21 protein-coding genes are annotated in these 24,260 nt (G+C 72.3%); 14 read left to right on the top strand and 7 right to left on the bottom strand.

All coding sequences use genetic code 11. The annotated features are described in order from the left end of the window. Positions 1-13: 13 nt before the first annotated feature. The 3 genes from WMF44_RS11080 (at position 14) to trxA (ending at position 3,337) form a co-directional block, all read left to right on the top strand. Positions 14-1,543: an ABC transporter permease subunit gene (locus WMF44_RS11080; protein ID WP_437299091.1), complete on the top strand. Its 1,530-nt coding sequence runs from the start codon at positions 14-16 to the stop codon at positions 1,541-1,543. Further along, positions 1,540-2,532 (top strand): ABC transporter permease, encoded by a 993-nt coding sequence (locus WMF44_RS11075; RefSeq protein WP_437299090.1) that lies wholly within the window; start codon positions 1,540-1,542, stop codon positions 2,530-2,532. The genes WMF44_RS11080 and WMF44_RS11075 overlap by 4 nt, the downstream gene beginning before the upstream one ends. Positions 2,533-2,695: 163 nt before the next feature. Continuing rightward, a complete protein-coding gene (gene trxA, locus WMF44_RS11070; RefSeq protein ID WP_044964524.1) occupies positions 2,696-3,337 on the top strand; it encodes a thioredoxin in 642 nt (213 codons plus the stop codon). Positions 3,338-3,409: 72 nt separating this feature from the next. Here trxA and larC read toward each other — a convergent pair whose 3' ends face one another. After that, positions 3,410-4,852, bottom strand: coding sequence for a nickel pincer cofactor biosynthesis protein LarC (larC, locus tag WMF44_RS11065; RefSeq protein WP_437299089.1), 1,443 nt, complete (start codon positions 4,850-4,852; stop codon positions 3,410-3,412). A 68-nt stretch (positions 4,853-4,920) separates the two neighbouring features. Further along, positions 4,921-5,673: a nickel pincer cofactor biosynthesis protein LarB gene (larB, locus tag WMF44_RS11060; RefSeq protein ID WP_437299088.1), complete on the bottom strand. Its 753-nt coding sequence runs from the start codon at positions 5,671-5,673 to the stop codon at positions 4,921-4,923. A 165-nt stretch (positions 5,674-5,838) separates the two neighbouring features. Between larB and WMF44_RS11055 the strand changes: the two genes are divergently transcribed. Both WMF44_RS11055 and WMF44_RS11050 read left to right on the top strand, forming a co-directional pair. Then, on the top strand, positions 5,839-6,591 hold the full coding sequence (locus tag WMF44_RS11055; RefSeq protein ID WP_437299087.1) for a hypothetical protein: 753 nt from the start codon (positions 5,839-5,841) through the stop codon (positions 6,589-6,591). 105 nt (positions 6,592-6,696) lie between these two features. Beyond that, complete coding sequence (locus tag WMF44_RS11050) at positions 6,697-8,079, top strand: TldD/PmbA family protein (RefSeq protein WP_437299086.1); 1,383 nt, start codon at positions 6,697-6,699, stop codon at positions 8,077-8,079. A 249-nt stretch (positions 8,080-8,328) separates the two neighbouring features. On the opposite strand, the gene WMF44_RS11045 is transcribed toward WMF44_RS11050, so the two are convergent. After that, entirely contained in the window at positions 8,329-8,958 is a 630-nt protein-coding gene (locus WMF44_RS11045) for a helix-turn-helix domain-containing protein (RefSeq protein WP_437299085.1), read from the bottom strand. Positions 8,959-9,157: 199 nt separating this feature from the next. Next, complete coding sequence (locus WMF44_RS11040; RefSeq protein WP_437299084.1) at positions 9,158-10,762, bottom strand: lamin tail domain-containing protein; 1,605 nt, start codon at positions 10,760-10,762, stop codon at positions 9,158-9,160. A 78-nt stretch (positions 10,763-10,840) separates the two neighbouring features. Between WMF44_RS11040 and WMF44_RS11035 the strand changes: the two genes are divergently transcribed. Next, on the top strand, positions 10,841-11,185 hold the full coding sequence (locus tag WMF44_RS11035; protein ID WP_044964518.1) for a helix-turn-helix domain-containing protein: 345 nt from the start codon (positions 10,841-10,843) through the stop codon (positions 11,183-11,185). A gap of 42 nt (positions 11,186-11,227) precedes the next feature. On the opposite strand, the gene scpB is transcribed toward WMF44_RS11035, so the two are convergent. Both scpB and WMF44_RS11025 read right to left on the bottom strand, forming a co-directional pair. Further along, positions 11,228-12,838, bottom strand: coding sequence for an SMC-Scp complex subunit ScpB (gene scpB, locus WMF44_RS11030; protein WP_437299083.1), 1,611 nt, complete (start codon positions 12,836-12,838; stop codon positions 11,228-11,230). Beyond that, complete coding sequence (locus tag WMF44_RS11025) at positions 12,825-14,552, bottom strand: segregation/condensation protein A (RefSeq protein ID WP_437299082.1); 1,728 nt, start codon at positions 14,550-14,552, stop codon at positions 12,825-12,827. Before WMF44_RS11025 ends, scpB begins: the two co-directional genes overlap by 14 nt. 125 nt (positions 14,553-14,677) lie before the next feature. On the opposite strand from WMF44_RS11025, the gene WMF44_RS11020 reads away from it, so the two are divergent. The 4 genes from WMF44_RS11020 to WMF44_RS11005 all read left to right on the top strand — a co-directional run bounded on the left by WMF44_RS11020 (position 14,678) and on the right by WMF44_RS11005 (position 19,601). Next, a complete protein-coding gene (locus WMF44_RS11020; protein WP_437299081.1) occupies positions 14,678-16,984 on the top strand; it encodes a serine/threonine-protein kinase in 2,307 nt (768 codons plus the stop codon). Positions 16,985-16,994: 10 nt separating this feature from the next. Beyond that, positions 16,995-17,831 carry a hypothetical protein gene (locus WMF44_RS11015; protein WP_437299080.1) on the top strand — a complete coding sequence of 279 codons (837 nt, stop codon included), beginning with the start codon at positions 16,995-16,997 and terminating at the stop codon, positions 17,829-17,831. 141 nt (positions 17,832-17,972) lie between these two features. Beyond that, complete coding sequence (locus WMF44_RS11010) at positions 17,973-18,821, top strand: MaoC/PaaZ C-terminal domain-containing protein (RefSeq protein ID WP_437299079.1); 849 nt, start codon at positions 17,973-17,975, stop codon at positions 18,819-18,821. A gap of 51 nt (positions 18,822-18,872) precedes the next feature. Further along, positions 18,873-19,601: a peptidylprolyl isomerase gene (locus tag WMF44_RS11005; protein ID WP_437299078.1), complete on the top strand. Its 729-nt coding sequence runs from the start codon at positions 18,873-18,875 to the stop codon at positions 19,599-19,601. A 72-nt stretch (positions 19,602-19,673) separates the two neighbouring features. Here WMF44_RS11005 and WMF44_RS11000 read toward each other — a convergent pair whose 3' ends face one another. Beyond that, complete coding sequence (locus tag WMF44_RS11000) at positions 19,674-20,834, bottom strand: DUF6599 family protein (RefSeq protein WP_437299077.1); 1,161 nt, start codon at positions 20,832-20,834, stop codon at positions 19,674-19,676. Between the two features lie 11 nt (positions 20,835-20,845). Between WMF44_RS11000 and WMF44_RS10995 the strand changes: the two genes are divergently transcribed. From WMF44_RS10995 to WMF44_RS10980, 4 genes are read left to right on the top strand one after another with little or no spacing between them, the layout of a single operon-like run. Beyond that, a complete protein-coding gene (locus WMF44_RS10995) occupies positions 20,846-21,682 on the top strand; it encodes a pilus assembly FimT family protein (protein ID WP_437299076.1) in 837 nt (278 codons plus the stop codon). Then, positions 21,679-22,281 carry a type IV pilus modification PilV family protein gene (locus tag WMF44_RS10990; protein WP_437299075.1) on the top strand — a complete coding sequence of 201 codons (603 nt, stop codon included), beginning with the start codon at positions 21,679-21,681 and terminating at the stop codon, positions 22,279-22,281. Before WMF44_RS10995 ends, WMF44_RS10990 begins: the two co-directional genes overlap by 4 nt. Further along, positions 22,278-23,651, top strand: coding sequence for a PilW family protein (locus WMF44_RS10985; protein ID WP_437299074.1), 1,374 nt, complete (start codon positions 22,278-22,280; stop codon positions 23,649-23,651). Before WMF44_RS10990 ends, WMF44_RS10985 begins: the two co-directional genes overlap by 4 nt. Further along, positions 23,645-24,244 carry a hypothetical protein gene (locus WMF44_RS10980; RefSeq protein ID WP_437299073.1) on the top strand — a complete coding sequence of 200 codons (600 nt, stop codon included), beginning with the start codon at positions 23,645-23,647 and terminating at the stop codon, positions 24,242-24,244. The genes WMF44_RS10985 and WMF44_RS10980 overlap by 7 nt, the downstream gene beginning before the upstream one ends. Positions 24,245-24,260 lie beyond the last annotated feature (16 nt).

The raw sequence follows: 24,260 nt of genomic DNA, 5'->3' as shown, positions 1-24,260 counted from the left end.
CGGGCCGAGAGAGATGCTCCGCCACGCGCTCCGCAGGCTCCTCTGGACGCTGCCGACCCTCGTCGGCGTCTCGCTGCTGACCTTCTTCGTGCTCTCCTTCGTCCCGGATCCGACGGACGACCCGCTCCTCGCCAGCTCGCTCTCCAGCGCGGAGCTCGCGCGGCTCCGCCGGGAGCGCTTCCTCGACCTGCCGCGCTTCATCAACCTGGAGCCGCGCGACGTGCGCCGGCGCGCCCTCGCGGCCGCGCAGGCCATCGCGGCCGGCGGCGGCGACGCGGCGGCCGCCGCCGACGAGCTGCGTCGCCTCGGCGGCGCCGCGCTGCCGCACATCCTGCCGCTCGACGCGCTCGCGCCCGAGCCGCGCACCCGCGTCGCGCTCGCGCTCGCGCCCGTCGCGGCGCGGATGGGCCTGCCGCGGGCCGACGACGCCGCGGACCCGGCGCACGCGGTCGCGTTCTGGACGCGCTTCTGGGACGACCGCGGCATCGAGTTCCGGAGCGCGTCGGTCCGGAGCGCCGTGCGGCGCCTGGTCCGCTACGGCTCCGCGTCGCGCGCCGCCGAGCTGCTGGAGCTCGACACGTTCGCCCTGCAGGCGGTGATCGCCGCGCTGCAGCCGCCGCGCGACGCGGCGACGCTCGAGCAGGCGCGCGCCCTCGTCGACGTCGCGGCCCACATCGCGGAGATCGACGACCGGATCGCCCCGGGCGACGACCTCGCGGAGGCCCGCGCGTGCGTCACGCGGTGGAGGTCGTTCTGGAACGTGTACCGCAGCGACTTCGAGGTGTTCTCCGGCCCGGCGCAGCTCGCGGCGACCGTGCTCGAGACCCGCTACGGCAAGTGGGCGCTCGGCGCGGTCACCCACCGGCTCGGCGTCGCGGCGACCGGAGAGCCGGTGCTCGACGAGCTCGCGCGGCGCGCGCCCGTCACCCTCGCGCTCGTCTTCGGGGCGATCGCGCTGGCCTACGCCGTGGCGATCCCGCTCGGCGCGCTCAGCGCGGCCTCGCAGGGCCGGCGGAGCGACTCCGCGATCGCGGCCGCCGTGCTCACCGCCGCCGTCCTCCCGACCGCCGTCGTGGCCGTGGCCGCCGCGCTCCTCTCGGGCGGCGCGCGGTCCCTGCTCCTGCCGACGTGCCTCATCGCGCTCTCGCTCGTCGCCGCGCCGACGCGGCAGCAGCGCGCCGCGCTCGTCGCCGTCCTCGCGCAGGACTTCGTCCGGGCCGCGCGGGCGCGAGGCGCCGGCCCCGCGCGCGCCATCGCCGTCCACGGGCTCCGCAACGCCGTGCTGCCGGTCGTGACGCTCGCCATGCTCGAGCCGCCGATGGCGCTCGGCGGCGCCTTCGTCGTCGAGCGCGTCTTCGAGCTCCACGGGCTCGGCGAGCTCACGCTCCTCGCCGTGCAGGCGCGCGACGTGAGCTGGCTCATGGCCATCTCGATCGGCGCCGCGGCCATCGCCGCGCTCGGCGTGATCGCGACCGATCTCGCGTATGTGCTCGTCGATCCGCGGCTCGGCCCGGCGGTGCTCTCGCGGAGGAGCGAGGCGTGACCCACGCGACCGCGTTCCTCCGCCGGATGGTGGGCAGCAAGCGCGTCGCCATCGGCGCCGTGCTGCTCGGCGTCCTCGCCCTGCTCGCCATCTTCGCCGAGCTCCTCGCCGCCCCCGCGCCCATCGCCTGCTTCGGGCCGGGCCGCGCGGAGATCCTGCCCGCGGTCACCGAGGGCGCCGCGCTCGAGTCGCTCACCGAGGCCGAGCTCAGGGTGCGCTTCGAGGGCTTCGCGATCTGGCCGCCCATCCGCTACGGCCCGGAGCAGCGCACCGACGCCGGCCCGAACGCGTCGCCGTCCCTCGACCACCCGCTCGGCACGGACTTCGAGAGCCGCGATCTCGCCGCGCGGCTGATCTACGGCGCGCGCACGGCGCTCGGCCTGTCGCTCAGCGCGGTGCTCGTGGGCATGTTCCTCGGCGTCGTGCTCGGCGGGCTCGCGGGCACGCTGCGCGGCGCCTGGAACGACGGCCTAGTCCGCCTCGTCGAGACGGTCGACACCTTCCCGGCGATCCTCGTCGTGGCGATCGTGCGGGCGATCGAGCGCGAGCCCTCCGCGCTGTCGCTGGTGCTCGCGGTCGCCTTCGTCCGCTGGGCGGAGATCGCGCGCCTCGTGCGCGCCGAGGTGCTGCGCGCGTCGAGCGAGGAGTACGTGATGGCCGCGCGCGCGCTCGGCAGCACCCGGCTGCGCGTCTTCTACCGCCACATCCTCCCGAACGCGCTCGGCCCCGTGATCGTGAGCTCGGTGCTCGGCGTGGCGTCCGTCGTCCTGCTCGAGGCGGCGATCTCGTTCCTCGGGATGGGCGCGCCCGCGCGCGTGGCCTCGTGGGGGGAGACGCTGGGCCAGGCGGCGCGGCACCCGAGCGAGATCCGGCTGCTCGTCTTCCCCTTCGTGCTGCTCCTGGCGACGGTCGGCGGCTCTTACCTCATCGCCGACGCCCTGCGCGACTCCATCGATACACGCACCGTGCGCGCGCGCGTCCCGCGCTGACGGGGCGGGACGCGGGGGCCGCACGTCCGCAGGCAGCCGCCGGCCGTGCAGCGCTCTCGCGCGCCGAAATTGCGCTGAAATCGCGTTCATCTCCGCGATCTCGGCGGCGGAGCCCTCGCGCCGCTCGATCTCGCAGGAAAGGCCCGCTATGAATTCGCCCGCCATGGCCGTTCCCGAGATCAACGAGCAGGAGTTCGAGCGCGAGGTGCTCCGCAGCGAGTTGCCCGTGCTCATCGATTTCACCGCCACCTGGTGCGGACCGTGCAAGACGGTCGCGCCGGAGGTCGACGCCATCGCGCGCGAGCTCGAAGGCAAGGCCAAGGTGGTCAAGGTCGACATCGACCGGTCGAAGCGCATCGCCACCACGCTGCGCATCCAGGCCGTCCCGACGTTCATGGTCTTTCATCGAGGCCGCCCGGTGGCCGCCGAGCAGGGCGTCCTCAACCGGAAGCAGCTCCGCGAGCTGCTCGATCCGTTCCTCCCGCGCGCCGAGGGCGCCATCCGGGCGGCCGAGCTGGCGCAGCTGATCCGGGAGGGCCAGGTGGTCCCCGTGGACACGCGCGAGACCCCCGCCTACGGCCGCGCCCACATCCCGGGCGCGGTGCACATCCCGATCGAGGAGATCGAGGGCCGGCTCGCCGAGCTCCACATGCTGGCCGGCGCGCCCGTCCTCTATTGCCGCTCCGGCGACAAGTCGAAGGACGTCGCCGCGAAGCTCGCCGAGGAGGGCGTGCCCGTCGCGTTCCTCGAGGGCGGCTTCCTCTCGTGGGAGGCCGAGGCGCTGCCGATCCAGCGCCCCGACTGACCGCTGCCGCAGGGTGGCGCTGCGCCGCTCGGCGAGCGCGGCGCCGCGCGGCAGCCCCTGCGCGGCGCGGCGTCACCCCTTGGCGGCCGACAGCGCCGCCGAGACGACCTCGCGCACCGGCACGCCGTGCGTCCTCGCCGCCGCGGCGCAATCGTCGAACTCCGGCTTGATCTGCGGCGGACCGAACGGCCCCTCGCTGATCTTCACCCGGATGGCTCCGTACGCCGTCTGCACCGTGGTGATCCGCCGCGGCCGCTCGGTGCGCGCGACAGGGATCTTCCGTAGCCCGATGCTTGTCGTCTCGCGGAGCAGCGCCGTCGCGACGGCGTCGGCCTGGGGGGCGGCCGCGAGCGCCGCGATCGTCAGGGCGGGGCGCCCTTTTTTCATGGTGATCGGCGCCGCCCAGGCGTCGAGCGCGCCCGCCGCGAACAGCGCCTCGATCGCGTGCCCTGCCACCTCGCCCGTCAGATCGTCGACGTTCGCCTCGACGATCACGTGCGACGCGCTGCCGAGGCTCTCGTCTCCCCCCGTGCGCGTCCCGAGCACGACCCGCAGCAGGTTGGGGCGGTCCGGCAGCTCGCGCTGACCGGCGCCGAAGCCGATCCGATCGGGGGCGAACGTCGGCCAGCGCTCGAACCGGGTCGCCAGCGTGGCGATGATGGCCGCGCCCGTGGGCGTGACCAGCTCGGCGTCGAGCTCGACGCCGTAGGTCGGGACGCCGCGGAGGCACGCGACCGCCGCGGGCGGCGGCAGCGGGAGGATCCCGTGCCGCGCCTTCACGAACCCGCGCCCCATGGGCAGCGGCGATCCGACGACCTCCGCCCCGATGTGCACGATCGCGGCGGCGGAGCCCACGATGTCGACGATCGCGTCGACGGCGCCGACCTCGTGGAAGTGCACGTCTTCCAGGCGGATCCGGTGCACGGCGGCCTCCGCCTCGCCGAGGCGCCGGAAGATCCGGCGCGCCAGCGCGGCGACCGGTGGATCGAGCGGCGCGGCGGCGAGCATGGCGTCGATGGATCCGTAGGTGCGCTCCGGCTGCGGCGCCTCGACGTGCACGTCGAACGAGGTCGCCACGATGCCGCTCCGATGGGCGTGCCCGCGGTGCAGGTGGAACCCATCGAGCGGCAGCGCGGCGACGGCGCGCTCGATGACGAGGAGGGGCACCCCGAGATCGAGCAGCGCGGCGATGGTCATGTCGCCCGCGATCCCGCTGAACGCGTCGAAGAACAGGACCTTGCCCGTGCCCGCGCCCTCCTCGAGGAGCGGCGCGCGCGGATGATCGTGCCCGTGATCGTCCCCGTGCGCGTGCGCGTGCCCGTGGTCGTGATGGCCCCCGTGCCCGTGCGCGTGCGCGTGCGCGTGCGCGTGGTCGTGCGCGTGGTCGTGGTCGTGCCCGTGATGGTCCCCGTGCCCGTGATGGCCCCCGTGCCCGTGATGGCCCCCGTGCCCGTGGTGGTGCTCGTCTCCGTGCGCATCCCCGTGCGCGTGGTCGTGATCGTGCCCGTGTCCCATCTCTCGCCTTCTCCGTTCCCCCGGGCGCCTTCGCCGCGCGGCGCTCCCGCGGTCGCGCTCGTTCCGAGCTACTCCTTCGGCAACATGCGATGCGCCACCATCGCCGCGCCGAAGCCGCTATCGATGTTGACCACGGCGACTCCGGAGGCGCACGACGTGAGCATGGCGAAGAGCGGGGTGAAGCCGCCCAGGGCAGTGCCGTAGCCGACCGACGTCGGCACCGCGATCACCGGCGCCGCCACGAGCCCGCCGACCACGCTGGGCAGCGCGCCTTCCATGCCCGCGACAACGATCACGGCCGACGCCTTGCGCAGCTCCTCGACGCGATGGAGGAAGCGGTGCAGCCCCGCGACCCCCACGTCGTACAGCCGCTTCGCCTCGAGGCCCACGGCGCGCAGCGTCTCGATGGCCTCCTCGGCGACCGACAGATCGCTCGTGCCCGCGGTCACGACGGCGACCGCCCCGGCGGCGCGCCTCGGCGGCGGCGCGACCTCGATGCTGCCGGTCCGCGCGAGGGGCACATAGCGGAACGCGGGCAAGAGCGCCGAGACCGCCGCGCCCTTCGCGGCGTCGACCCGGGTCACGAGCACGTTCTGCCCCGCCCCCGAGATCTCCCCGGCGATCAGGGCGATCTGCTCGGGTGTCTTCCCTTCGCCGAAGATCACCTCGGGGACGCCCTGCCTGAGCGCGCGGTGGTGATCGACGGTCGCGACGCCAAGGTCCCGGAAAGGCAGCCCTCGGAGGGCATCGAGCGCCTCCTCGACGGCAAGCTCGCCGGTCCGAACGCGCTCAAGCATCTCCCGGACGAGGCGCGGCTCCATGTGCGCAGCCGCTTAGCGCGGCGGCGTTCCCAGAGCAAACGTTCCGCCCAGACTGCCAAGCCGCGCCCGGAAGAGCCCTTGTGTGGGCCGCTCGATCCGCCCTGGTCAGGAAAAGGTCCAGGCACTTTGCTCAGGAGGGGGCGACAGGACTACTTTCGGCGCCGCGTGCCCGCCTTCGTCGCTCCCCTCGTCGGCTTTGCTCTCGGTGCGCTGCTCGCCTGGTTCAGCGCTGCAGCCCCTCACCGCCTGGGCGCGCTGCGCGCGTCGGAGCCTCGACCAGCGCCGGGCACGCGCGCTCGGCCGCTCGCGCTCGTCTCCCTGTTCGCCTGCCTCGTCTTCGCGCCGGTCTGCGCGTACTTCCTCGTGTTCGCCCCTGACTGGAGCTTCGCGTACCTCGTCGACACGCGCCGCATCCCGTCCGCCGTCGACCTCGTGCTCGTCCTCGTCAATGCCGCCTCGGTGCCCGCCGGGTTCGCGGCCGCGAACCGCTTCGCCGGGAGCGCTGGCGGCAGGTGGACAGCGCAGCGCGCGGTCCGCGCGCTCGCCGTCCTCGCCGGCGCGCCGCTGTCGATCGCCCTGGTCGCCGTCCTGGCCCTGTCCCGGCGGCTCGCGCTCGACGGCACCTACCGGCAGGTCGAGGGCGACTTCGGCGTCCACCCGGTCGCCGGCGGTCCGCTCGGGTATGCGCTCCTCTGGATGTACACCATGCTGGCCGCCGGCTTCGCGGTCACCGTGAGCGCCCTGCTCCGGCGCGAGCCCGCGGGCCGCGCGCCGAAGGCCGAGCCCTCCCCCGGCGAGCGCCCCCGCTCCGTCCAGAGTAAGCCAGCGCCTGAGGTCGTTTTGCCCCGGCCCGCCTCGACACGCCCCCAGCGGCGGCTCGGCGTCGGCAGCGGCGGGCGCTCCAACCGGCCGGGCTGAGACGCCCCTGGTGCGCGCGGGGCCGAGACGCCCCTGGTGCGCGCGGGGGAGACGACCGCGTCACCGCGTTGACGGAGCCAGCCCGCTCCACCACCCTGTCGCCCCATGTCCGAACGAGCCCGCGTGGAGCAGCAGGTCGAGGAACTCATGGAGCTCGCCGAGCAGGTGGTGACGCGCGCCAGGAAGGGCGGCGCCGACGTCGCGGAGGCGATCGCCCGCTCCGGCTCCGAGCTCACCACCAAGGTGCGCCTCGGCGAGCCCGAGCTCGTCGAGGAGGCCGTCCACAAGGGCCTCGGCATGCGGATCATCAAGAAGCAGCGCGTCGCGCTGACCTCGACGTCCGACCTCACGCCCCGCGGCATCGATCGCTTCGTGGCGGACGCGCTCGAGCTCGCCGACATCTCCCAGGAGGACGCGTTCGCCGGCCCCGCCGATCCGGAGCTCATCGCCAAGGGGCCGTTCCCCGCGCTCGATCTCTACGATCCCTCGGGCGGCGAGGTCACGGCCGCGCAGGCGATCGACATCGCGCGCCGAGGCGAGCAGGCCGCGCGCGACGCCGACCCGCGGATCACGAACAGCGAGGGCGCGACGTTCTCGCGGAGCGCGGGCGCCTTCGCCCTCGTCCTGTCCGGCGGGTTCCGCGGCGGCTTCGCCGGCTCGTACGCGCAGCTCGTTGTCTCCCCGATCGCGGACGACAGCGGCGACAAGAAGCGCCGCGGCTTCTACTTCACCGGCCGGCGCCACCTCGCCGACCTGGACGCCCCGGACGCCGTGGGCCGCGAGGCGGCGCGCCGGACGCTGCGCAAGCTCGGCGCCCGCAAGGTGGCGACCTGCGAGGCGCCCGTCGTCTTCGACCCGGACGTCGCCCGGTCGATGCTCGGATTGCTCGGCTCCTGCATCATGGGCAGCTCGGTCTGGCGCAAGTCGAGCTACCTCGTCGGCCGCGAGGGGACACGCATCGCCAGCGATCTCATCACGGTCGTCGACGACCCGCTGATCCCGCGCGCGCCCGGCTCGCGCCCGTTCGACGGCGAGGGCCTCCTCGCCCGGCGCAACGTCGTGGTCGAGCAAGGCATCCTGAAGACCTACCTCTGCGACAGCTACAGCGGCCGGAAGCTCAAGCGCCCGCCGACCGCCAGCGCCTCGCGCGGCGCTGGCGGCGGCGTCGGGCCGTCCACGTCGAACTTCCTCCTCCAGCCCACCTCCACGCCGGCGGCGGAGATCGTGCGTTCCACGCCGCGCGGGCTGTACGTCACCGAGATGATGGGCTTCGGCTTCAACGCCGTGACCGGCGACTTTTCCCGGGGCGCGTCCGGCTTCTGGATCGAGAATGGAGAGCTCGCCTACCCAGTGAGCGAGGTAACCATCTCGCTGAACCTTGACGAGCTCTTGCAGCGGATCGACGCCGTCGGGGACGATCTGGATCTCCGGACGTCAACGTGCTCACCGACGTTCCGGGTCTCCTCCATGACCATCGCTGGAAGCTGAAGCGCCTCCGTCCGAGGAGCCTTGCTCCTCGGGCGTGTCTTCTTCCAGGAGACGCCGAAGCGGACTCGACAGCGGGGTTGCGAGCGACCCATCAACCGGCCCCGGGTTGTGCTGCAGGAGGGGGTTCTGACCTCAGCGGCTCGCTCTGCAGTGCTGCAGTGCTGCGGCTCCTGGCGGAGCCTCCTCGGGCGCGACCGGCCGTCCTAGCCCAGCCTCTTCTGCTGGGCGTAGGACGGCCGGGGCCCTGGCTCAGCGCGAGGACCCGCCTGCGGCGAGGCTCCGCGGCGGCTCTTCCGACGCCGGACCGCTCGCCGCCTGGAGGGGCGTCGCCGCCTGCGCGGCCGCTTCGGGCACGAGGAAGCCCTTCAGCTGCTGCGCGTCGCTCCGGCCGATCCGGCCGACGAACGACGGCAGGCTGATCGGCTCATCCGACAAGGCGACGAAGGTCCCCTGCGAGTTCGCTCGATGGAGCGCCTCGAAGAGGGAGGGGACGTCCACGTCGCTGGACACCGCCCGCACGTCGACGATGTACACGTCCGCGGGGTCCGCCCCCGCGAAGATCAGCGCGTCATACGGGTGGCTCGCGTGCCGGATGGGCACGCCTTCCCCGAGGGCTCGCGCCACGTGGGCCATCGTATCCTTGGTGCCGATGGCCATCATCGACTTGGAGGTCGCCTTGGCGAGCTCCCGGGGCACCGAATAGCCCCATGCACGGAGGAACTCAGCCACGTCCGCAGCCTTGAAGCGCAAGTGTCTCCCCGGCGTACGGAAATGGGCAATCCTCCCCCGATCTACCCAGTTGTGGATTGTCTTCAAGTCGACCTCGCACAAGGCTGCGAGGTCCGATGCCGTCAACAGCTTTTCACGAACACCAGCCATCGCCGAACTCCACGCGAAAGGCACCTGCCGCACAGCTCGCGTTCACAGCGCGGCAGCGTCTCCTCAGGTGGCGGCCCCCCCACCCGTCTGTCTACTCGATTGAAACCTAGCTCTCATAGACGGGTCCGTCACCCGCTTTGCTCGAATTTTCTCAGCCCCATGGCGAGTTCGCCCCGCGCGGAGGCAAACTCCCCATCCTTCAGGGGATCTCCTGGTTCATTATGTTCACGCGACCGGGCGTCGGCCAGCTGGTCGCGAAAGAGCCAGCCGAGCCGTCTGGAGCGCGCGGAGCGACGCGGGCCAGGCTCATTCCCGGCTTTGGCACGGGCGCGGCGGGCGACCTGGACAAGACAGCACCTCCTCGATCCTTCAATTTGAGCGGTTCTCCCGAGTTCGACAGCCCGTGGCTGCCAAGTTTGGGGACGCGGAGAAGAAGCGTCTCGGGAGGAGGCGGAGGATCGAGCTCATCATCAGGAACGTAGTCCTCGTTGACGACCAGAGCGTACGCGCCGGGCATGAACGAAATAGGGGGCAATTCGGTCTCGCCACCCACATCGGCGAGTACGACCCCTGTGAGCTCAGCAGGGACGTCACCGTCATTGTAGAGCTCGACCCACTCCTGCCCTGGCTCTGGCCCGACAGGGTTCGCCAGCACCTCGTTGATGATCACATGGGGCATGGGCGCGAGCGTCATGGCCGAGAACGTCCGGCGCTCCACGACCCCGGCGTTGTCGATGGTCGCAAGGACGAGCTCCACGGGGCTCAAGGGCGGCAGGGGAGCGAGGACGAACGGCTCGCCCGGCGGTACCGCGAGCACTTCGTCGAACCCCGCGCCCGCGATCGCCCAGAGCAGCGGCGCATCCGCCGAACGAACGAGGATCCGATCGTCGGCGACCCGAGCACAGCCCGGCCCGAGCGCGAGCTCGTCCGGCGCACACGCCGCCGCGATGGCGGGAAGCGGATCCGATTCCATCATGAACGGACGTGGATCGAGGCTCACTGCCGCCGGCTCGCCCGGGAGCGCGGCGGGAGGCCCCACGAGGCGCACGCCGTCGGCCTCGGGCGGCGCCGTGGCGGTTGGCTCCCCTTCGAAGCGCAGGCAGCGCGCGCCGATGTCGTCGACGGCGCCGCGGCGCAGCTCGCCCGCCGGTCCGCCAGGCGCGAGCGTCGCCGCAGCGACCACCTCCGGGAGGGGCGCGTCACCACACCACACCCCCAGGCCGAGGGTCGCGCCGGCCTCGGGCGGCGGCCAGAGCCGTGAAAGCACGGGCGGCGAGCCCGCCGTGGCGATCTGGATGTGGTGCGAGAACACAGGGCTGCCGCTCGCGATGGCGTAGGTCTCCCCGGGGGCGAGCGGGGCGAGCGGCGCCACGGTCAGCGAGAGGTCGCCAGGGGGAGTCCCGTTCAGCCAGGCGATCGAGGGGACGACGCGCTCCGACAGCGCCGTCGACAGCTCGCCTCGCTCTATCTGCCGGAGGTGCGCCGCGCTGAGCTTGCCGCGGACGACCAGCGCACGGGCGGGATCGACGCTCCCGAGCGCGGCGCCGGGGAGGAGCACGCGCGCCCGCAGCACCGGAGGCGCGGCGTCCAGCGGCGAGGCGGGCTCGATCTGGAGCTCGGGGCTCGGGTCTGCGGGGCCGGCGACCTCGGCGTCCTCTTCGTGACCGCCTTCATCGAGCTGCGGGGGGACGACGAGCTCCGGCGCGCAGGACAGGGGGGAGGCCACGAGCGGCGCGAGCGCGAGCGGCAGCGCGCGGAGCGCGCGGGGAGTCCACGAGGGGCGAATCGGGCAACGATGGGTCATGACGCGGAGTTCGGCGGGAGCTCGCTGCCGGTTGCTCGACGTCGCTTTCTTTTTTCGAGGCCGCTACCCTCGCCCCGCATGGCCCCCGAGGACATCAAGAAGCTCCGGCAGGAGCTCGGCTGCACGGCCCGCGAGCTCGCCGGAGCGCTGGGCATCGAGCAGGAGACCGTGCTCGCGTGGGAGCACGGAGATCTCTTTCCCACGAAGCGCTTCGTGGGAATGATGGAGGAGCTGCGACGAAAAGGTCCGGAGGCGATCCCCCGCAAGAAGAGGAGACAGGTCGCCGCCTCGCCGCTCCAGGTGCTCGCCGATCCCGAGCTCTGGCGGCTCTTCCGCAAGCTCCTCGCCCACCCCGAGCTGAGGAGCGCCGCAACGAAGCTGGCCGAGGCCTATCCGGATCCGACGGATGCTCCACCGCCGTGAGCAACGGGGCGACGCGCTGGACGTTCAGACAAGGGCGAACGTTCAGTCCTCGTCGTCTTCGTCATCCTCATCTTCGTCGTCCTCGTCCTCGTCCTCGTCCTCGTCCTCGTCCTCGTCCTCGTCCTCGTCTTCGTCGTCCTCGTCCTCGTCCTCGTCTTCGTCGTCCTCGTCCTCGTCGTCCTCGTCGCCTTCGTCTTGGTCTGCGTCCTCGTCGTCTTCGTCGTCCTCCTCGTCCTCGTCCTCGTCGTCCTCGTCGTCCTCGTCGTCCTCGTCGTCTTCGTCGTCCTCGTCGCGCCGTTCCTCCGCGACGTCGTTGGCCTGCTGGAAAGCGTCCTTTTCAGCAGGCTCACCAAGCGCTGCGTCCGCTCCCACGACAGAGATCTCCTCAGACATTTCGTCTTCCCTTGCTTCCATCGTGACCTCTCCCTCCCGCGGCGCAGCAGACGACGCGCCGACGTCTTCCGATAGGTTCTCGCCCCCACTGGCGACGCTCGTCCGGAGCGATCCCTCCGCGCCGGCGAAGCTCTCCTGTCCCGGTGTCACCACCCCCGTCTCGGGCGGCTCTTCGCCGAGCTCACGCTCATAGGCACGGCGCGACTCCTCGGTCAGCTCGGTGAACTCGCGCAGGGTGGGCAGCTCGCCGAGCGCCTTCAGGCCGAAGAACTCGAGGAACTGCGCCGTCGTGCCGTACAGCATCGGGCGCCCAGGCTCGTCCTTCTTGCCCAGGATCCTCACGAGGTCACGCTCCAGGAGCGACTTGAGCGCCGCGCCGGAATCCACACCGCGGATCTCGTCGATCTCGGGCCTCGTGATCGGTTGCCGGTACGCGACGATCGCGAGCGTCTCGGTCTGGGCGCGAGACATCTTGACCGGCTTCTGCTCTGTCACCTCGCGAACGAAGGGCGCAAATGCGGGGCTCGTTCGAAAGACGTACCCTCCGGCGACCTCGTCCAGACGAAATCCTCGTCCGTCGTACTCCGCGACGAGCTCGGCCAGCAACTCTCGCACGACGCGGTGCTCTGCGTTCGCCGAACGCGCGAGATCACGGGCCGGCACCGGTCGCTCCGCCACGAAGATGAGCGCTTCCAACACTCCCTTCAGGTGCTTGCGCGCGACGGCAGAGAGCCCGGGCGCCGTGGTTGCGCTCCGGACAGGAACGTCGGCGCGGCGCGCCGGATGACCGAGCTGGTCCCATGCGCCAGCGCGGAAGCGAGCGAACGGATCTTGCCGTGTCCCTTTCGGTGCACGCGGCTCCTTCTTCCCGCCCCTCGGCTTCTTCGTTCCGCCGAGCCATGCGTGCGCCGCCGCCCTCAGCCGCGCCGGCGTGGCCTGCACGCCTGCCTTCGCCGGCGTGCCCTGCCCTGCCGTCTTCGGCGCGCGCGGCTCCTTCTTCCCGCTCCTCGGCTTCTTCGTTCCGCCGAGCCACGCGTACGCCGCCGCCCTCAGCCGCGCCGGCGTGGCCTGCGCGCCTGCCTTCGCCGGCGTGCCCTGCCCTGCCGTCTTCGGCGCGCGCGGCTCCTTCTTTCCGCCCCTCGGCCGCTTCGTTTCGCCGAGCCATGCGTGCGCCGCTGCCCGCAGCCGCGCCGGCGCGCCCTGACCTGTCGTCGTCTTCGCTATGCGCCGCCGCTTCGCCGCGGCATCAGCCACCGTCACGGCCACTCCCTGCGTCTACCTCATCCACCTCTGCCGGCGGCGCTGCGAAGTCCTCTGCGGTCGAGTGCGCGTTCGGGCCCACAACCGCATCGCCGCGCTCCGCCTCTTCCGGCGCCGGACCGGCATCGGCTTCCATCGCGTCCACCAAAGGCTCGCCCCCTGCGACGTCGTGCGCACGGCTCGTCTCCTCCGCCGTCCCAGGAAGCTCCGTCCCCGATGCTTCGCCGCTCGATTCCTCGGCTGGCTCGGCCAGCTCCGGGCCCGTCGGTTCGCCGGTCGGTGGCTCCACGGGCTCCGCCAGCTTCGCGTCACCCGCCTCGACATTCCTCTCTTCCACGGGCTCGACCAGCTCCGACCACGCCGGTTCGCTGCTCGACGCCTCCCCTGCTTCCACGGGCTCCGGTTCTGCTTCCGCGACGCTGGCGCCCTCCACCTGCTCCACAGGCTCGACCAGCTCCGACCACGCCGGTTCGCTGCTCGACGCCTCCGCTGCTTCCGCGGGCTCCGGTTCTGCCTCCGCGACGCTGGCGTCCTCCACCTGCTCCTCGACCAGCTCCAGGCTCTCCGGTGCGCCGCTCGGCGCCCCCGCGAGCTCCGCTTCCGACAGTTCTTCGCGCGCCTGCTCGACCGGCTCGACGAGCTCCGGCCCAGCCGGCTCGCTTCGCCCCACCTCGACGGCCTCCGCGACCTCGCCCTCGGCGGCAGCCGGCGGTGCTCCTGCCTCCTCGCTCCCCGCCGTCTCGATCGGCTCCGCCGCCGGCGCGACGTCCTCGAATCCGTCATCCGCCACCGGCGCGCCATCGGCTACCGCGAGCTGGATGTGAATGGGCGCCAGCGAGTCCGTCTGATGGACCCGGATGAGCCTCAGCTTGCACATCTCGAGCACGGCCAGGAACGTGATGACGACCTCGAAGCGAGGGATCACTCCCCCCTTCGAGACGCTGTCGAGCAGCAGATCCTCGAACCGCATGGCGCGCCGCGCGGAGAGCTTCTCCGTGAGCTCGACGATGCGATCCGTGATGCTGATGCGATCGAAGACGACCTCATGATCAATCTGGACGTTCGTCCGCTTCAGCACGCGCTCGAACGCGTCCAGCAGGCTGAAGATGGCCGTCTGCGCGAACGGAGCCGGGCCCTTTGGCACCTCGCTCTCGCTCATGCCGCGCGTGAACACGTCGCGCCCGAGCGTCCCGCGCTCGGCCAGGTCGGCCGCGGCGACCTTGTACTTCTGGTACTCCAGGAGCCGCCGGACGAGCTCCTCCCGCGGATCCTCCTCCTCACCCGGCATCCCGTCGTCGTCCTGCCCCGCAGGCACGCTCGGCAGGAGCATCTTCGACTTGATGTGCGTCAGCGTCGCCGCCATCACGAGGTACTCGCTCGCGAGGTCGATCGAGAGCGAGCGCATGATCTTCAGGTACTCGAGGTATTTTTCCGTGACGAAGCTCACGGGGATGTCGAGGATGTCGAGCTCGTGCTGCTGGATGAGGTGCAGCAGCAGGTCGAGCGGACCCTCGAACGTGGGGAGCGTGACGACGTACTCGCCCTCGCGCGGCCCCGCATCGGCCGCCGGCGAGGCGACCTCCCGGGGCGGCGAGGCGGCCTCCCGGGCCGGCGAGGCGGCGGCCTGGCGCGCGGCGGGCGCAGGGGTGGCACCCGCGTTGCCGCGCCCTTTCCCGCTGCGCGCCCGTGCTGCGCCCGCCTTGGAACCGCTCACGCCGCGACCGTAGTCGCAAGGCGCCGGTCGGTCCACGTCCGAGCGTCCTCGGGCGCCGCGGCGCGCCGAAACGCCGCTCCGTCCGAGAATTTATGGCGGGAGCGGTGCTAGGATCAGCGCCGTCGATGGAGCCGTCCACCGCGAAGAGCTGCCCCTCGTGCGGCGAGCGCTACGACGCGGGCGTTCTCTACTGCCCGCGCGACGGCACCCCGCTCGCGAGCTCGCGCAAGAGCCCCACGTTCGGCGCCGCGGAGCGCGACCCGTACGTGGGCATCACGCTCGGGGGGCAGATCCAGACGCGCCACCTCATCGGCATCGGCTCGATGGGCCGCGTCTACCGCGCTTTCCAGGCCGGGATCGAGCGCGACGTGGCCGTGAAGATCCTCCACCGCGAGCTCAGCGGCAACGCCGAGCTCGTGAGCCGCTTCCACCGCGAGGCCAAGATCTCGAGCCGGCTCGTCCACCCGAACGTCGTCCAGGTCCTCATGACCGGGAGCGTGCCCCCCACCGCCGACCCCCGGATCGGCGGGGAGCTCTACCTCGTCATGGAGCACCTCGACGGCATCTCGCTGCTCTCCGCGCTCGCCGCGGCAGGGGCAGGCGGTGAGAGCGAGGCGCTGCCGCTCCCGAGGGCGCTCCACATCGCCCTCCAGGTGTGCGACGCGGTCGGCGAGGCGCACGCGCAGGGCATCGTCCACCGGGATCTCAAGCCCGAGAACATCATGCTCGTCCGCCGCGGCGAGGACCCGGATTACGTGAAGGTGCTCGACTTCGGCATCGCCCGCCTCGACTGGGCCGACAAAGCGATGACCACCCAGGCGGGGCTCATCTTCGGCACCGCCAAGTACATCTCGCCCGAAGGCGCCGAAGGGCAGCGGGTCGGTCCGCCGGCGGACGTCTACTCCATCGCGACGATGCTGTACCAGTGCCTCGCGGGGCGCGCCCCGTTCGAGGGCGACTCGCCCGTCGCGCTCCTGGTCCAGCACACGCACGCCCCGCCGGCGGACCTGCGCAGCATCGCGCGCTCCAGCTACGTGCCCGAGCCCATCGCGCGGATCGTGATGCAGAACCTCGCCAAGAAGCCCTCGGACCGGGCCCCCGACGCGCGCGCCCTCGGCCGCGATCTCGCCCTCGCCGTCCGGGCGAGCGGGCTCGACCCCGATGAGATCGCCGCCCAGCCCGGGCTCCTGCGCGCCAGCGCGGTCATGAAGCTGGCCTCGAAGTCGCGCACCAAATCGCTCGATCTCTCCCCCGCGCTCGCCGCCCAGATCGGCGGCATCGCCGCGCCGACGCTCGAGAGCGCCCACATCGGCGACCTCGATCCCCGCCTCCCGGGGGGCGAGGCAGCGCGCTACAGCGACCCCGCGTCGCACCGCCGCGAGGAGGAGCGCTCCTCCTCCAGCGGCGTCGAGCGCGCTTCGTCGAGCTCGATGAGCTCGGCGCCCTCCTGGACCACGCCGCTCGCAGCGCCGTCCCAGGCCGAGCGGCCTTCGAGCGGCGCGCGGCTCGGCGGCGCGTTCGCCGAACCGGCGGAGCGGCTCGACGCCGGAGCGCGCGCATCGTGGAGCGCCGCTCGCCACGGCGGCGCGGCGGACGAGCCCGCGCGCACGGCGATCGGCCTCGGCATCGATCCCATGCGCGACGCCGCGCCCGTCCCGTCGACCATGCAAGGCGTCGAGTCCGCGGCGCGGCCGCTCCCCCGTCGGGCGATGATCGCGCGCGCGACCGCCCTGCTCGCGTGCGCCAGCGCGGTGGGGTTCGTCGTGTTCCTCGGCGGGCGGCACCTCGGCGCCTTCGGGGGGCCGGCCGCGCGCGACACCCTCGAAGCGCACATCGAGCGCGCGCGCGACTGCATGGGCAGGCACGCCTGGGACACCCCGCCCCGCGAGAACGTCAAGGAGATCGTCGCGCAGGCGCTCGCGCGGTGGCCGGGAGACGCGCGCCTCGCCGAGCTCCGCCGCGAGTCGTCCGAGCGCATCGTCGCCGACGCCCTCGGGCGGAAATACGCGGGCGACAAGGCCGGCGCCATCCGGCTGGCGAAGCTCGCGCTCGAGCTGCAGCCGGCGCTCACCACCGCCCAGCACCTCGTCGCCGAGCTCTCCGGCGGCCCGCCGGGCGCCGCCCCGGCGCCGCCACCTCACGTCGCTCCACAGAGCTCGGGGCCGCAGGCCGCAGGCCCCGACCGCAGGCCTGCGCCGCGCCGCCCCGCGCCGGCCGAGGTCCGCGGCGCGCCCCAGGGCCAGCCGCCGGCGCCCGCCCCCCGGGGCGCGCCGGCCCCGTCTCCGACGCCGGGCGCCGCGGGTTCGCCCGGCACAGGCGCCGCCTCGCCGCCGGCCAGCGCCGCACCTGCGCCGGTCCTTCCGCCCTCGCCGCCGCCGCTGCCCACGGACGCCGCCTCGCCGCTCCCCTCGTCGACGGGTCCTTGGTTATAATCCAGAGAAGGTGAGTCCAGGCGGCCGGTACCCGACGTCGCAAGCGCCCGCCAACGCCCGCGCCGGGCGGGGCGGCCGGGCAGCGCTTGCGGGGCGTGGCAGCGCGCGAGCGGCGAGCTCGCGCGGCGCCGCGTGCGCCGCCGCGCTCGCCGCGCTCCTGATCTCCGCCCCCGGCCGCGCCGACGAGAGCAGGGCCGCCCGCCGCGCCGTCGCCGCGCGCGAGCGCGGTTTCCCCTACACCATGGTGGAGGTGAGCAGCGGCGTGATGACGCTCCCGGGCGCCGACGTCTGCCCCGTGTCGCTGTCTCCGGGCGCCTGCGAGCAGGGCGAGACGAGCGTCTCCCTCGGCATCCACAACCTCTACCGCTTTCGCGACATCGGCTTCGGCGCAGGCATCTTCTGGGCGGCGACGCTGGCCTCCGACGCCGCGCGCGGCGCGCGCAGCCTCCAGCGCGATCACGCGCGCAGCTACTTCATGCTCGACGGGCTGTTTCGCTACTACGCCCTCCGCATCCGCAGCTCGGAGTGGTGGGCCGGCGTGACGGTCGGCGGCGTCGTCGTCAACGACTCGTGGTCGGTCGAGGCCGATCGCAACCCGTACTCGGACACGGCGTACGTCGGGCCCAGGGCGGCGACGATCGGCACCGAAGGTGTCGCCGCGGGGCTCGCGATCGGCGGCGACTGGGCCTTCGCCGACAACTGGAGCGTCGGGAGCCACATCCGCTACTCGAGCTGGTTCCTCCCCGAGCAGCGCAAGGTCTCCCCGACCGGCGATCTCGCCTCGCTCTCCGAGCGGGTCGACATGTTCAACATCGGCGTCCTGATCGCGTACCGCCTGGCGCTCTGACGCCGCCCGAGGCGCCGCCCGCGGCGCCGCCCGCGGCGCCTCGCGCCCTGACGCCGCGCCCCGCTCGGCGGGCGGCAGTTGACGCGACATCGCCAGGTCGGTACGCCTGCCCGGCCGTTTCCATCCTGCGAGGAGCCCCCGATGCCGCTGAATCTCTCGAAGGTCGGCTACACGACCCAGCCCAGCGCGTTCACCTTCAACTGGAAGACCCTGGCCACCTACGCGCTCGGGATCGGCGCCAAGCGCGAGGAGCTCGAGTACCTGTACGAGGGCGCGCCGGGGGGCATGAAGGTCTACCCCACGTTCGGCGTGATCCCCTCCCAGGGGACCGTGTTCGAGGCGCTCGAGGTGGCCGGGGCCGAGCTGGCGCTCATCGTCCACGGAGGGCAGACGCTCCGGGTGCACCGCCCGATCCCGACGAGCGGGACGCTGTTCACGACCGCCACGCTGGCGGGCATCTACGACCTCAAGAAGTTCGCGCAGGTGATCGTCGAGACGAAGACAACGCTCGACGACGAGCCGCTCTTCGACACGGTGTGGTCGATCATCGTGCGCGGCGTCGGCGGCTTCGGCGGGCCGCGCCCGCCGCACGCCGAGTCGGAGGCCCCCGTGCCGAAGGACCGCGAGCCCGACTGGGTCGTCGAGCAGGCGACGGCGCCCGAGCAGGCGCTGCTGTACCGGCTCTCGGGCGACGAGAACCCGCTGCACGCCGATCCGGAGGTCGCGGCGAAGGCGAGCTTCACGCAGGGCCCCATCCTGCACGGCCTCTGCACGTACGGCTTCGCGGCGCGCGCGATCATCCAGAAGGCCGCGGGCGGCGACGCGAGCCGGCTGCGGGCGTACGGCGCGCAGTTCCGCAAGCCGGTGTGGCCGGGCGACACCCTCATCACGCGGGGCTGGGCGCTCGACGGCGGCAAGGTCGCGGTGGTCACCTCTGTCAAGGATCGCCCCGATCCGGTGCTCACGAGCGCGTGGGCGGAGATCGGCTGACGGCCGGCGTGGTCGCGTGCTAAGGGCCGAGGCCCGGATCAGGGAAGCGTTATGAGCAAGACGAGCGAGAAGGACAGGGCCAAGGACGACGAGGACCTCGACGAGGCCGGGTCGACCGACGAAGGCAACGACGACGACGGCGAGGAGGAAGAGGCGAAGGCCACCGCGGCCCGCGGCCGTGGACACGGCCACGCGCACGACGACGACGACGACGCGGAGGACGACGGCGCCGAGCCTGAAGATCCGTACTGGTGGGCGCCGCACGCCGTGCTCAGCGCGCTCGTGCTGATCGGGCTCCTCGGCTTCTTCGGCATGTTCAACAAGACCCCGCTCGCCCGCCTCGCGGCCCCCGTCGCCCCGGAGCCCGACGAGCACGAGCACGCCACCGCCGCCGCTCCGCCGCCCGCTCCCACGCCCCGCCCCCGCCCGGCGCAGTCGGCGCAGGCGCCGAGGGAGATGTTCGGCGCGAAGCACCTGCTCGTCATGTACAAGGGGAGCCGCCGGGCGCCCCCGACCATCGAGCGCACGAAGGACGAAGCCAAGGCCCGCGCGACCGAGGCCATGACGAAGGCCAAGGCCGATCCGGGCAAGTTCGCGGACGTCGTGAAGGAGTACTCGGACGAGCCGGGGGCGGACAAGCGCGGCGGGGACCTCGGCAAGTTCCCGAAGGGCGCGATGGTCCCGGAGTTCCAGGCGGGCCTCGAGAAGATCAAGGTCGGCCAGGTGAGCGAACTCGTCGAGACGGCGTTCGGCTACCACGTCATCCTCCGCACGCAGTGAGCGCGCGGCGCCGCCGGGGCCGCGCGCTCACTGCGTCGCGAGCCCCGGGCGGCTCGACCCTTCCCGCCGCGGTCAGCGCGCCGGCGCGCTGACGAGCTTCTTCAGCCTCGCCGTCTTCTCTTCCTTGGTCAGCGTCAGCTTGGCGTGCTCGTCGGCCGTCATGCCGTTGCGGAGCACGCGGGCCTCGTCGCCGATGCCGTAGACGGTCTTGTCGGCGCGCGCGAACACCCACTCGGTCGCGGAGCCCTCGCCGTCCTTGTTCATGAGGCGCACCGAGCCGTCGCCGATGCCCTTCTCCCTGGCCGCGCCCGGCAGCTTCGCCAGCGTCGACAGCACGTCCTTGGCCTGGTCGACGTCGTCACGCACGATCGCGACCACCCGGTAGCGCTTGTCGACCTCCTTGTAGTAACCGAACGCGCCGGGCCCGGCGCCATCCACCCCGAGCACGTCCTTGGTCTCGTAGCGGATCCCGAGCGGGATCATGTTGTCCCTGGGCAGCGCCATCGCGGCAGGCGGCAGCGACGGCTCGCCGGGCAGCTTCGCGCCCATCTCCTTCACGAGCCCAGGCAGGACCTTCTCGCTCGACGACTTGAGCGCCGCCTCGGCCAGCGCCTCGTCGTTGTAGGTGATCTCGGCGAGGTACTGCCCGCGCCAGAGGTACGCGTTCCCGACCCCCATCGCGGCCGCGCCGCCCCCCTCGATCGCGCGGGGCGTCGCCTCGTCGGCGGGGTCGCCGTCGCCCACGGTGCGCTTCGTGAACATCCCGTAAGCGCCCTCCGTGGATCCGAATTTTGAGAGGTGGACGTCGACGGTCGCGGAGCCGCCCTCGCCGCTCACGTACCGCGCCTCGACCACCCGCCGCACGCCGAATCCCTTGTAGATCTCGCACTCCCCGTCGAACATGTCGCAGATGCTGTCGAGCGGCAGGGGCGCCGATTCGCCGAACGTCTTCTCCCCGCCGTTCGGGTCGAGGCAGAACCCGCCCGTCGTGCGCGGGAAGAACGGCGCGCTCGCCGCGTCGCCGATCGTCCCCCCGCCGCCGGCGCAGGCGGCCGGCTTCGCGGCCGGCGGAGGCGGCGGCGGCGCGCCGAGGCGCTCTTCCTTCTTGCTGCAGCCCGAAGACAGCGCGGCCACGAGCGCGCCGGCGAGCAGCGCGCAGCGCCACGCCCGGGAGCGCATCGGCCTCCCGGGGCACGCGCGCGTCGCGCCCGTCGCGCGCGTCGCAGCTGACACGCTGTGGTCCAATGGGCCTCTCGGTGAACACCTTTCGGGCGGGAATCGCATGGCCCGTTCGCCTTGCACCTTTTTTCATAGCGCCGCAATCGTTAGCGCCCGCGGCGAATCGCTTTGAGAGATTCACCATGAAGTTCAATGACTTAGCGCCGACCGCCGAGGGCATACAGCTTGCCTTTGCCGGTCCTTTGGTGCGCCCTCCCTCCTGTTCGCGACCTCCTCCTCGTGATTCCGATCGACCGCGGGCCTGCGCTCCGGGGCAGCGCGCGCTGCGCCGCCGTGGCGCGCGCGGCTTCACCCTGCCGGAGCTGCTGGCGGTGGTGGTCCTCATCGGCATCCTGGCGGCCGCGGCGTCGCCGAGCTTCGTGAGCGGCATGCGCGATCGCCGCGTGAACCGCACCGCGATGGAGATCAGCGGCATCTACCGGCTCGCGCGCTACCAGGCGATCGGGCGCGGGGCGGCGGTCCTCGTGCGGTGGACCGCCTCGACAGGCGTGTTCCAGGTGCGGCAGGCGAACGTCGACAACATCGCCGCCGGCTCTCTGATCGCGACGAGCTGCCTCAGCGTCGCCAACTGGATGGACCCGGCCCAGACCCAGCCGGTCACGACGCTCCAGACCATGGGCATCGAGCTGGCGGCGATGCAGCTGCTCGATCCCACCGGCGTGGCGCAGGGCGACGCCGACGTCTGCTTCACGCCGCGGGGGCGTACGTTCGTCCGCTACGCCCCCGCCGGGGCGTTCGCGCCGCTGCTCGGCGCGCTCCGGGTGAACGTGACCAACACAAGGACCGGCCTCCAGCGCTCGGTCTTCGTCCCGCCGAACGGCGTCGCGAGGCTCGGGCTGTGAGCGCGGCGCGTGCGAGGAGGGCGGCGAGCCGCGGCTACACGCTCATCGAGGTCATGGCGGCGCTCGGCGTGCTGGCGATCGGCGCCACCGGGGTGCTCGCGCTGCAGAAGGCGACGCTCATCAGCAACACGAACGCGCGCAACCTCACGATCGCCAACAGCATCGCCATCACCTGGGCAGAGCGGCTGCGGGTGGACGCGCTCCAGTGGAACGAGCCCATGCGGGTGCCCGACATCAACAGCGACACGGACTGGCTCGCGCTCAGCACCACCGCCCCGTTCACGAAGGTGACCCCCACGGAGATCACCGCGCTCGGGTCGCCGAGCGCCGACGTGCTCGGGGCCGACATCTACGCGGGCGACACGTCGGCGTCCGCGTTCTGCACGCACGTGCGCTTCCGCCAGTTCAACGATCCCGTGTCGGGCACGCGGATCTGGGACAGCCTCCTCCGCGCCGAGATCCGCGTCGTCTGGGAGCGCAACGGGAACCCGATCGACTGCGGGGTCGACCCGCTCGCCGTCGACACGAACCCGGGGCGCTTCGGCGCGGTCTACCTGACGACCGGCGTGCTCCGGAACACGAGCGAGGACAGGCAATGACGACGAGCCGACGCACCACCCGCCCGCGCGCGCGGGCCTCAGGACAGCGAGCTTTCACGCTCGTGGAGCTGCTCGTGGCGATGGCGGCCGGCCTCGTCGTGTCGCTGGCGGCCTTCCTGCTCTCGAAGAACGCGACGCGCTTCTTCCAGAACGAGGCGAGGGCCTCCGCCTCGCACCTCGCGGCGACGCTCGGGATGAACCGGCTCACCGCGGACCTGCAGCGCGCGGCCTATCTCTCGTCGCCCAACATCCTCCAGGACCCGGAGGTCTGCCAGGTCCCAGCCTCGCCGGCCGGCCTGAAGCGCCTCGCCGGGATCTCGATCCTGCCTCAAGGGTCGGTGGACCTCCACGGGTCGGAGCTCGACCAGAGCGTCGCCAACGGGCTGAATCCGGACTCCATCATCATCGGCGGCAGCTTGAACAGCACCGAGCTGTTCGAGTTCAGGAAGATCAGCGATGAGACGGGCGACTGGGTCGTCGAGCTCAACCCGAACAGCTCCGCCGTGCAGCGCACGCTCGCGCGCGCGCAGGGCGGCGGGCAGAGCCTGACCCAGATCTTCGCGCCTCGCCGCTTCCTGCGCATCATGGTCCGCGGTCAGGAGAAGTTCCTGTATGGCGTCATCGACCAGGTCAACGTGATCGACAACCCGCCCACCCAGATCCACATCACGCTGAAGGCGGATCCCGGCCTGCCGACGCTGGTCGGGCTCGCCGATTGCGGCGTGACCCCCGGCGGCTCCACCGGCGACGGAGGATGGGTGAACGTCGTCTCCCGCGTCCGCTACGACATCCGGAGCCTCGTCAACAAGGGGACGGCCTACGACGCTCTCGTGGCGCCCATTTCGACGGACCTCGGGACGCTCACCGGCGACAACGGCCGCACAGAGCTCGTGCGGGTCGAGCTCGACGAAGAGGATCAGGAGATCCCGGGCACGCTCGAGCTCATCGCGGAGTACGCCGTCGATCTGAAGTTCGGGATCTCCGTCGCGCAGGAGAGCACCGTCCCTGGAGTGACCAACCCGCAGATCACGCGGTATCCCATCATGGCGACCGACAACGCGCTCGTGTACGGCACCGCCGCCGCGATCGATGTCGGACCGCCCGGCACGCCGCAGCGCGTGCGGTCGGTCCAGGTCCGGCTCTCGACCCGCACCCGGGCGCCCGATCGCGACGTCGCCCTCACCGCCCCCGGGGACCCCGATGGCATGGGCCCGGATGGCCGCAGGCTCAGGTTCCTGATCCCCGGCATCGCCGCGGGCGCCAACACCTATGGGAACACGGCGCCCTCCGGATCGCCGCCGGTCTACGCCCGGATGCGCACGCTCTACGCCGACATCGCGCTCCCCAACCAGGCCTACGTCCCATGGTGAACACAAGCATCGCCCGGTCCCGACGGCGCTCCCGCGAGCGGGGCGCCGCCGTCTTCATCGTCGTGCTGGTCATCACGATGCTCACCGCGATCGGCCTGTTCGCGGCCCACGCGGCCACGCTGTCGACCATCGCCAGCGGCCACGAGCGCCGGATGACGCAGACCCACTATCTCACCGAGTACGCGATGCAGCTCGCGATCGCCGAGATCGAGCAGAAGGGAGGCCTGGAGGTGATCCCCAGGTCGACGAGCTGCTCGGTCATCACCGACGAGTGCTGGTCGCTCCTGCCGCACACGTTCGACGCGGCAGAAGAGCTCCTGGAGCCGCCCACGGCCGGCTCGCCGGAGATGCCAGGGAGCCTTGGTCGCGCCGACGTCCAGTGGATCGCCAAGGTGGAGATCACGGATAAGATAAGGCCTGCGATAGGGAACCGCGCCGGCAGCGACATGGGCGGCCCGAACCCGGTGAGCGTCGATTACTGCACGGTCACCATGAGCGCGCGGCTCATCGCCTGGCCCGACGGCTCCGCCATCGCGACGGCGGGCAGCCAGGAATCCATGTCTGTCGTTGCCGATATCCTCTGCTCGAAGTGACGAACCGGAGCGCACG

Origin of the sequence: Sorangium sp. So ce426, from assembly GCF_051475585.1 — a bacterium.
Lineage (GTDB): Bacteria > Myxococcota_A > Polyangia > Polyangiales > Polyangiaceae > Sorangium > Sorangium cellulosum_B.
Note: the sequence above shows the minus strand (reverse complement) of the source record. Positions and strands in the feature narration are given on the sequence as shown.